At 65.1% G+C, this 8,881-nt stretch carries 7 protein-coding genes and 1 pseudogene; 4 read left to right on the forward strand and 4 right to left on the reverse strand.

Annotated features, from left to right (window positions below; translation table 11 throughout):
• The coding region (locus tag ACTG4J_RS13040; RefSeq protein ID WP_439140168.1) for a hypothetical protein at nucleotides 1-2,693 on the reverse strand (2,693 nt) is incomplete at its 3' end.
• A 110-nt stretch (nucleotides 2,694-2,803) separates the two neighbouring features.
• Between ACTG4J_RS13040 and ACTG4J_RS13045 the strand changes: the two genes are divergently transcribed.
• The 4 genes from ACTG4J_RS13045 (at nucleotide 2,804) to ACTG4J_RS13060 (ending at nucleotide 6,227) form a co-directional block, all read left to right on the forward strand.
• On the forward strand, nucleotides 2,804-3,265 hold the full coding sequence (locus tag ACTG4J_RS13045; RefSeq protein WP_439140170.1) for a peroxiredoxin: 462 nt from the start codon (nucleotides 2,804-2,806) through the stop codon (nucleotides 3,263-3,265).
• A gap of 63 nt (nucleotides 3,266-3,328) precedes the next feature.
• Nucleotides 3,329-4,144, forward strand: a complete 816-nt coding sequence (locus ACTG4J_RS13050) for a ferritin-like domain-containing protein (protein WP_439140180.1) — start codon at nucleotides 3,329-3,331, stop codon at nucleotides 4,142-4,144.
• Between the two features lie 198 nt (nucleotides 4,145-4,342).
• The gene (locus ACTG4J_RS13055; protein ID WP_439140172.1) at nucleotides 4,343-5,674 is read left to right on the forward strand and encodes a DUF5930 domain-containing protein; all 1,332 of its coding nucleotides are present in this window, start codon (nucleotides 4,343-4,345) and stop codon (nucleotides 5,672-5,674) included.
• Nucleotides 5,664-6,227 carry a bactofilin family protein gene (locus ACTG4J_RS13060; RefSeq protein WP_439140174.1) on the forward strand — a complete coding sequence of 188 codons (564 nt, stop codon included), beginning with the start codon at nucleotides 5,664-5,666 and terminating at the stop codon, nucleotides 6,225-6,227. Before ACTG4J_RS13055 ends, ACTG4J_RS13060 begins: the two co-directional genes overlap by 11 nt.
• 70 nt (nucleotides 6,228-6,297) lie before the next feature.
• Here ACTG4J_RS13060 and ACTG4J_RS13065 read toward each other — a convergent pair whose 3' ends face one another.
• From ACTG4J_RS13065 to prfB, 3 genes and pseudogenes are all read right to left on the reverse strand, one after another.
• Nucleotides 6,298-7,101, reverse strand: a complete 804-nt coding sequence (locus ACTG4J_RS13065) for a DUF2189 domain-containing protein (RefSeq protein WP_439140176.1) — start codon at nucleotides 7,099-7,101, stop codon at nucleotides 6,298-6,300.
• An 80-nt stretch (nucleotides 7,102-7,181) separates the two neighbouring features.
• Entirely contained in the window at nucleotides 7,182-8,561 is a 1,380-nt protein-coding gene (locus ACTG4J_RS13070) for an amidase (RefSeq protein ID WP_439140178.1), read from the reverse strand.
• A gap of 167 nt (nucleotides 8,562-8,728) precedes the next feature.
• Nucleotides 8,729-8,881, reverse strand: a pseudogene (gene prfB / locus ACTG4J_RS13075) (peptide chain release factor 2); the annotation flags it as partial.

The raw sequence follows: 8,881 nt of genomic DNA on the forward strand, positions 1-8,881 counted from the left end.
GTGACCGGGGCCTCGCCGTTCACCCGGCCGCGAAACTGCCCCGACAAGCCACCTTGGGTGGTGAGATCGGCGATCAGCGGGCTGATGGCGATACCCTCGGTCACCTGCAGCCGGTCAAGCGTCGCGGTGATCGGGCCGCCGTCCAGACGCGGGCCATCTTGCGCGATCTGGGGCGCACCGCGCAGATCGAGCGTGCCGCCGGTGATCTCGATGGCGGGGGCCTGCCCCACTCCGCGCGGCGACAATGCACCTGTCACATCCAACCATGACCCAAGCCGGAACCTGTCGGCGGTCAGGCGTTGCATGCCGCCATTCTGGCCCAAGGCGATACGCCCGGACAAATCCAGCCCATCGACCGCCAGCGCCAACTCGGTCACCGCCGGATCGGGCCCAAGCCGGACCTCCACCGCCATGCGGCCCGTCCGCTCGCGCCCCTGACGCCAGCCCAAGGGCGGCAAAGCCAACCCCGCCCCCGCCAGATCCGAGGAGATACGCAGCACGGGCGGCGCATCATCGGGCAAATCAAGGCTGAGCGCGGCGGCGCTTTCGCCGCGCATCATCCAACCGGGCAGCATGACACCGACGCTTGCAAGCCGATCACGGCTCAGGATCGTTTCAGCCTCGAGCCGCGAGGCGCGCGCGGCATCGGGCCCGAGATCGCGGCTCCATTGCCCCGAGAATGCGACCCCGTCCAGCCGCGCCTCACCCGCGATCCGCAACCGCGCGTCATCGAGGGTGATATCCAGCCGATCCGCCGTCAGCCGCCGACCGGGCACCAGCGCCGCGGCCTCGAAATCCGTGACCTGCCCCGTGACCGTGACGTTTGTCTGCCCGCCTTCGCCTTGCCGCATCAGGCGGGTCAGGATGCGTGCCGTGGCCGCAACCTGCCCCGAGCCCAGCCGGTCGGTTGTCATCGCCCCTTCAGCCAAAAGGCGCACGGGCGGCGCGCGCAAAAGCGTCAGCACATCGCCCAAGCCCCCTGACAATGCGAGATCTATCTGCGCCTCTGGTCCGGGCTGGCGCGTATCGGGTATCTGCATGACCGATCCGGCAAAAGAGACCTCTCCCCCATCGGGGGCGGTCATCTGCCCAGTATCGAGCCGCAAAACCATCCGGGAATCGCCGATGCTGAGGTATCCGGCCGCATTGCGGATGGGCGGCATCAAGGGCAGCACGCGGATATCGGCAGCGTCGAAGCTCAGCCCCAGCGCGCTGCGGATCGGCGCGCCGGGCATCGCGCGCAGCGAAAAGGCGACATCCGACAAGCGCCCCCTCGCGACATTGTCCTGCAACCAACCGCGCGTGCGCGGCAGGCGGGTCTGCGGCCAATAGGCCAGCACCTCCCCCGTTTCGGCCTCGGGCATCGCAAGATCGAAGGCGATGTCCAGCCCCCCGGCAACCGCGCCGACATGGCCCTGCGCGCGCAGGATGCGCCCCGCATGCGCGACGACCGCCTGCCCGATCTCGACGCGCAACTCCGGTGCAAGCGTCAGCGCCAGATCGATCTGCGCGGTATCAAGCACGATGGGGGCCGCCATACCGTCCAATGCCGCGATGGTGATATCGCTCAGCGCGAATTGGCCCAAATAGCCGCTGCCATCGGGCGAAAGATCGGCATGGCCATTGGCCTGGAACCGCACCAACGGCGCGGCGAGATCGAAACGATCGAAGCTGATGCGCCCGGCCGTTGCGTCATAATGCAATGCCACCTGCAGCCCGTCGAAACCGATGGGGGCGGCATCGGCGCTTGGGCGGACCTCGCCCGCACCGATATCAAGGGCGACTTCTAGATCGCCCACCCCCCCATCGGCGGCCAATTGACCCCGCACCACCCCTGAGATCGGGGCGCGCAGCAGATCGACCCAAGCCAGCGCCGGCCCGATCGTGGCGATATCGCGCGCGGCAAGGCCATCGAAGGAAAACACCAGATCGGTCGCGCCGCTTTGTGCGCTTCGCGCAAGGTCGATGTCGATGGTCGCATCCCGGCTGCCTTCCAGCGCGCCGCCGATGCGCAGCGACAGCGCCCCATCTACCCGTTCAAGGCGCATCCGCGCATCGCTGACCCGCATCGTCTGACCGGTCATGGCATCGGCCATGACCAGTTCCAGCCCGCGCCCATTGACCGCCTCGAGCCGGGCGAAAGCCGGCGAGGCCAACATGCGTTCGAGCCGCGCCAAACTATCGCCAAGGCCGATCTCGCTGGCCATGCCGCCCGCCATCAGGGCCAGGTCGATCTGGCCCGTCGCGTCGCGCGCAAGCCTGAGACCCGCGCCTTGCAGATCCACCCGCACCGGTGCCACATCGCCCTGCAACAAGGCCTCACCGGAGAGATTGACCACCAAGGCTGGGAAAGCCGCGCGGATCGCGCCATCGGGGTCGGTCATGGTCAGATCGCGGATCGTCATGTCGAACCCGGCATCGCCGGACGCACGGCCGATCTGGATGCGCCCGATCGCAATCCTGTTCGCCAGCATCGCGCCGTCGATGCGCGTGGTGATGCGCTCGGTCAAGGCGGCGGGCAAGGTGACAGGCCCCGTGCCCAAACGCAGCCAAAGCGCCGCGGTCGCCGCGATCGGCATGATGATGATCACCGCCAAGACAAGCAAAACGCCCACAAGCCAGCGCCGCGCCCTTCGGGGTGCGGCTTTGGCCTGTGTCTGGTTTGTCGCGATGCCCTGCCCGTCTTGTGTCATCGGCCTTGTGTCCGTGCCCCCTTTATCTTCGCCGCAAACCGCCTAGCTTGCAAACCGTGCGGCGCGCCTGCGCCGATATGCCAGATGCACGCCCAAGACGAGAGGATTCCATGATCGAGATCGGCACCCAAGCCCCCGACTTCACCCTGCCGCGCAACGGCGGTGAAACGCTGACACTATCGGCGCTGCGGCCCAAGGCGGTGGTCTTGTATTTCTACCCCAAGGACGACACCTCTGGTTGCACCCGCGAGGCGGTGGATTTCACCGCTTTGGCCGATGCGTTCGCCACTGCGGGCGCGGTTGTCGTGGGAGCGTCCAAGGATAGCGCCGCCAAGCATGACAAGTTCGTCGCAAAACACACGCTCGGTGTGGCGCTGGTCTCGGACGAGGATAGCGATCTGTGCGAGCGCTATGGCGTCTGGGTCGAGAAATCCATGTATGGCAAAAGCTATATGGGCATCGAGCGCGCGACCTTTCTGATCGACGGGTCGGGCGTGGTGCGCGCGGTCTGGCGCAAGGTCAAAGTGCCGGGCCATGCGGCAGAGGTGCTGGACGCGGTCAAGGCGCTGTGATCGGCAAAGCCGGGGGCGCTTGACCTTGCGCCCCCTTGGCCGCACACCGCCGCCATGACCCAGATGCTTTCCCTCGCCCAGATGGCCGAGGCTGTGCTGCGCACCGCCGATGCCCGTGAAAAAACCGCGCTATCGCGCAGCTTTGCCGCCCAGTGGCGCGAAGCACGCGCCGTCGGCCAAACGGTCGAGATCGGCCATGCGACGCCGCCCGATCAGCCCGCCCGCCCCGTCAAACCCGATCTACGCGACCCGCGCGAGGTGCCGCGCCGGCGCACCGGCACACAGGCGGGCCGGATCGCGCTGTTGCACGCGGTGGCCCATATCGAGTTGAACGCCGTCGATCTTCATTGGGACATCATCGCGCGCTTCACCGCCACGCCCATGCCGATCGGATTCTATGATGATTGGGTCAAGGCGGCTGACGAAGAATCAAAGCATTTCAATTTGATGGCCGACTGTCTTGAAGTAATGGGCAGCCATTACGGCGCACTTGTCGCCCATGCCGGCATGTGGCGGGCGGCATCCGACACGGTCGATGACCTAATGGGGCGGCTGGCCGTCGTTCCCATGGTACTCGAGGCGCGCGGCCTTGATGTGACACCGGGTATGATCGCGATTTTCGAGAAAGCCAGCGACGACCCCAGCGCGGCGATGGCGGTGGATGCGCTGCGCATCATCTATGCCGAAGAGGTTCATCACGTCGCCTATGGCGCGAAATGGTTCCATTTCCTGTGCGGCCGCCACGAGATCGACCCCAAGGAGGCGTTTCACGCCCTTGTACAGCGTTATTTCCACGGCGCACTCAAGCCGCCCTTCAACGAAGAAAAACGCGCCGAGGCAGGGCTGCCGCCGGATTTCTACTGGCCCTTGGCGCAATGACGGCACGCAATCGTGCCAGCCATCGGCGGAATTTCGCCCAAATGCGCGATTTTTGAGCGACATGCCCCGGCATCCGACATCCTGTGTTGAGGCGCGGGGAAGCTGTGGTTATTCCTGTGCAAGGTCATAGCTGTAGCGGTGGCAAAGCCGCGCAATACTAGACCGTGAAGAGATGGGGCAGATATCGTGACAGGACGGATGATCAATCGCCTTACAGCGGCGCTGGAGCAACGCCTGCCCGAGCAGCGCCTGTTTCTGAAATCAGATCATGGCATGCGTTTCATTCGGCTGCGCCCGACGACGCAGGGCGCGATCTTGCTGGGCCTTGCCGGGCTGCTGAGCTGGACGGTGATCATCACCTCCATCTTCTTGATCGATACGATATCGGCCGGCAATGCGCGCGAACAAGCGCAGCGCGAAAGCTTCGAATACCAAAACCGCCTGAACGCGCTGTCCCATGAGGTCGAGCTGCGCACCGCGGAAGCCTTGCAAGCGCAAGAACGGTTTTCCACCGCCATGGATCAGGTTGCGCTGATGCAGGTGCGCCTTCTCGATGCCGAAGAGCGCCGCCGCGAGCTTGAAACGGCGGTCGATGTGATCCAGACGACATTGCGGCGCAGCATGGAAGACCGCGACACAGCGCGCGCGGCTTTGGAAGGCATGCGCGATGCCATGCAACGCGAAACAGGCTCGACCGAAACAGTCGCCGCGCGCGACGCCGACCTGCGCCAAGCGATCGCGGTGCTTGCAGATGCGCTCGACACGACAGCAGGCAAGCGCGACGATGCCGCGGCGCTTGCCGCGCAAGCCACGCAAACCGTTGCGCAGATGGAACATGAGCTTGCCTTGGCCCAAGAACGCCAAGAGCGCGTCTTCCGCCAGATCGAAGAAGCCGTGGCCATGTCGATGGAGCCGCTGGACCGTATGCTGAGCTCGTCGGGCATTCCCACCGATCGCCTGATCGGACAGATGCGCGCCACCTATTCTGGCCAAGGCGGGCCGCTGATGCCCATCGCGGTCTCGACCATGGGGGATGGCGAACCCGACCGCATGTCGCTCAGGGCCAATGAGTTGCTCGAACAGCTCGACGCGCTCAACCTGCGCCGTATGGCCGCCGAGCAGCTCCCTTTCTCCATCCCCGTGCAGGGTTCCTTTCGCCAGACCTCGGGATTCGGCTATCGCCGCGACCCGTTCAACGGTGGTCGGCGGCTCCATGCCGGTGTGGATTTCGCCGGTGCGCGCGGCACGGACATCGTCGCGGGCGGTGATGGCACGGTGATTTCCGCAGGCCGGCACAGCGGTTACGGGCTGATGGTCGAGATCGATCACGGCTTTGGCATCGTCACTCGTTATGCCCATCTCACACGATTGAACGTGCGGGTCGGCGAAAGGGTCTCGCGCGGGGAACATATCGGTGATATGGGCTGCACTGGACGTTGCACTGGCACCCATCTCCATTACGAGGTGCGGCGCAATGGCGATCCGGTGAACCCTATGACCTTCATCACGGCAGGACGCGATGTTTTCTAAATCCAAGATCAACGAACCCGGAGCGAAATCCTCTGCCGCCGATACCGGCTCCGAGGGCAACGTATCCGACTCAAAATCCAGCCCCAGATCGGGAGCAGACATGTCTTCGACCCCCTCTTCTTCGCCGAAATCCAAACCCACGCCCTCGCTGCTCAGCTCGGACCTCACCGTTGTGGGCAACCTGCGCACCACGGGTGACATTCAGGTCGAGGGCACCGTGCAAGGCGATATCCGCGCCCATCTTCTGACCGTCGGCGAAACCGCCAATATCGAAGGCGAGATCGTGGCCGATGACATCGTCGTCACGGGCCGCGTCGTGGGCAAGGTGCGCGGCCTCAAGGTGCGGCTGACCTCCACAGCGCGCGTCGAGGGCGACATCATTCACAAGACCATCGCCATCGAAAGCGGTGCGCATTTCGAGGGTTCGGTGCAACGTGCGGAAGATCCCTTGGCCACCGGCTCGACCGCGATGCCTCCGCGCAGCGCCGCAACGCCGGCGCCGGCCGTGCCCCGGCCCGCATCGGCCGGCCCCGCACCGACGGGCGAGAACTGATCTGATCACGCTGCGAAAGCACAATCGCTGATCAAAGCCGGGCTTCTGCCCGGCTTTTTTCTTGCCCGCTTCAATCCAGCGGCGTCAGCGCCCGGCGATAAATATGCCATGTGGCATGACCCAAGACGGGCAGCACGATGAACAACCCCAACAGCCCCGGCAGCATCGCAAGAAACACCATCCCCGCGATCGTCGCGGCCCATGCCGTCATCACCGCCTTGTTGCGCCCCACCACCGCAAGCGAGGTCAGCATGGCGGTCACGAAATCCAACTCCTTGTCCAGCAGCAAAGGCAATGAGACCGCGGTCAGGCAAAACAGCACGAAGGCGAAGACCGCGCCAAAGCCCGCACCCACCGCCAGCATCAAGATCCCTTCGCGCTGCAGCAGATAGGCGTAAGAGCTGGTCACATTCATCAAGGCCGATGGCCCCAGAAACAGCGCGAAAAGCATATGCGCGAAGAAGGACCAGAACAGGAAATAGACGATGATCACCCATGCCATCGAGGGCAGTTGCCGCATCCGCTGGCGCCAGATCACGCCGAGAATGTCATTGCGGCGCCATTGCGTTTGCCCCGCCTCAAGACGGCGCGACACCTCGTAAAGCCCCACCGCCAGAAACGGGCCGAGCAGCGGAAAGCCAAGCGTGATCGGGATCGCCCACCAGATCTGATCGGTGATGAACAGGAATACGTAAAGCAGCCAGCCGCCGACCACATAGACATGCGAAAAGAACAGCCCCATCATCGGCTTGCGGCGGAAATCATGCAGCCCGGCGCGCAAGGCGAACGCGATATCACCATAGCCCATGTCGCGTAGCTCAGGCACCTTGGATGGTGCGCGGGGGGGTATCGCCGGATCGCTCAGCTCGCTCATCGCCCCCTGCCTTCCCGGAACGTGGATGCTTGCACAGCCATAGTCTAGACCGCGCCCAAGCCGCGCGCCAAGTGAAACGCTCAGAGCATGGGCGGGTTTTTGCCCGGCCAATCACTTGCCGCGTGATAGGCATGCCCCAAGGCCATCAGCACCCCATCCGCGCCGGGTGCGCCAATCATCTGCACACCGGCAGGTAGCCCCCCTGACCCAAAGCCCGCGGGCAAGGCCAGCGCGGGAAGCCCGGCAAGGCTTGCAGGCACCACCACCTCCATCCAGCGGTGATAGCTATCCATCAATCGATCCCCGATCTGCATCGGAAACCCCGCAGCGACCTCGAAGGGCCAAACTTGCGTCGAGGGCAAGATCACCGCATCGAAGCGCCCGAACATCTCGCGCGCAGTCGCAAGCCATGCCAGCCGCGTCTCGGCGGCCCATTCCACCTCGGCCACCTTGCGCGCAAAGCCATGGGTGATCTCCCATTTCGCCTGCGCAGGCAACAGCGCCTGATGCGCCTCTTCACGCCAATAGGGGCCAAGGTTCATCGCCACGGCGAATTGGCGCAAGACGCACCACGCCTCCCACAAGGCCTCGGCCGCAAATGGCGGAGCGATGGGCTCTATCGCCCAGCCCAGACCCTCCATCACAACCAGCGCCGCCTCGGACTGCGCCAAGATACCGGGTTCCATGGCGTAGGCCCCGCCCCAATCGCCAAGCCAGCCGATGCGCGGACGGGTGGGTGCGCGCCCCGCGCCGGTCCGGTAAGCGCCATCCGAAAGCGTCGTCAGCATCTGCTCCAGATCGGCGATATCGCGCGCCATCGGCCCATCGGTCGAGAGGCGATGCTGAAACACGCTGTCGCGCGCCTCGCCCGGCACAAGACCGGCTGTGGGCCGAAACCCATAGACATTGTTCCATGCCGCGGGGTTACGCAACGACCCCATCATGTCAGACCCATCGGCCACACAAAGCATCCGCGCAGCCAAGGCCACAGCCGCCCCACCCGATGATCCTCCCGCCGTTTTCGTCTGATCATAGGGGTTGCGCGTCGCGCCGTAGACCGGGTTCACGGTGTGCGAGCCAAGACCGAAGGCCGGCACATTGGTCTTGCCGATGATGATCGCACCCGCCGCCCGCAGCCGCCGCGCCAAGCCATCATCGACGGTCGGAACATTGTTTTTCAAGATTGGCGATCCCCAGGTCGAGCGTAGCCCACGCACACCCACCAGATCCTTGACCGCCACGGGGATACCATGCAGCCACCCCTCGGGCGGCATCGCCTCGGCCAGCCGCGCCTCGCCCATCAGGCTTTCGCGGTCGCGCAAACCCACGATGGCGTTCAGATCGCCATTGACCGCATCGATCCGCCCCAGCGTCTCGCGCATCAGATCCACCGGCGAGATCTCGCGCCGCGCGATCATCGCCTGCAACGCGCCCGCCCCCAAACGCAACAGCTCAGCCATGACGCGACACCTTTCCGCTTCTTCGTTTCATAAATATCCCCGCCGGAGGCATCCCGCCCGCGCCACGGCCCGGACCTCGGCCAAACAGGCAAACCCGCTCAGCCACATCGCCCCATCGCCCCACCGAGCGGCCCCGCACCGTGGCCCGAGGGCAGGCGACGACCGCCTCAGCCTTCGGCGCGCGCCTCGGCGCGTGACTTGCCCGAGACATCCATCGCCAGAACGCTGGCCATCAACCCGTCCAGATCACCATCCAAGACCCCGCCCGTGTCGCGTGTCTCGAAGCCCGTGCGCAGATCCTGCACCATCTGGTAGGGCTG

The organism is Roseicyclus sp., from assembly GCF_965662675.1.
GTDB lineage: Bacteria > Pseudomonadota > Alphaproteobacteria > Rhodobacterales > Rhodobacteraceae > Roseicyclus.

Coding starts and splice junctions, on each gene's coding strand:
- ACTG4J_RS13045 (WP_439140170.1), top strand. CDS start 2,804: ATGATCGAGATCGGCACCCAAGCCCCCGACTTCACCCTGCCGCGCAAC.
- ACTG4J_RS13050 (WP_439140180.1), top strand. CDS start 3,329: ATGCTTTCCCTCGCCCAGATGGCCGAGGCTGTGCTGCGCACCGCCGAT.
- ACTG4J_RS13055 (WP_439140172.1), top strand. CDS start 4,343: ATGATCAATCGCCTTACAGCGGCGCTGGAGCAACGCCTGCCCGAGCAG.
- ACTG4J_RS13060 (WP_439140174.1), top strand. CDS start 5,664: ATGTTTTCTAAATCCAAGATCAACGAACCCGGAGCGAAATCCTCTGCC.
- ACTG4J_RS13065 (WP_439140176.1), bottom strand. CDS start 7,101: ATGAGCGAGCTGAGCGATCCGGCGATACCCCCCCGCGCACCATCCAAG.
- ACTG4J_RS13070 (WP_439140178.1), bottom strand. CDS start 8,561: ATGGCTGAGCTGTTGCGTTTGGGGGCGGGCGCGTTGCAGGCGATGATC.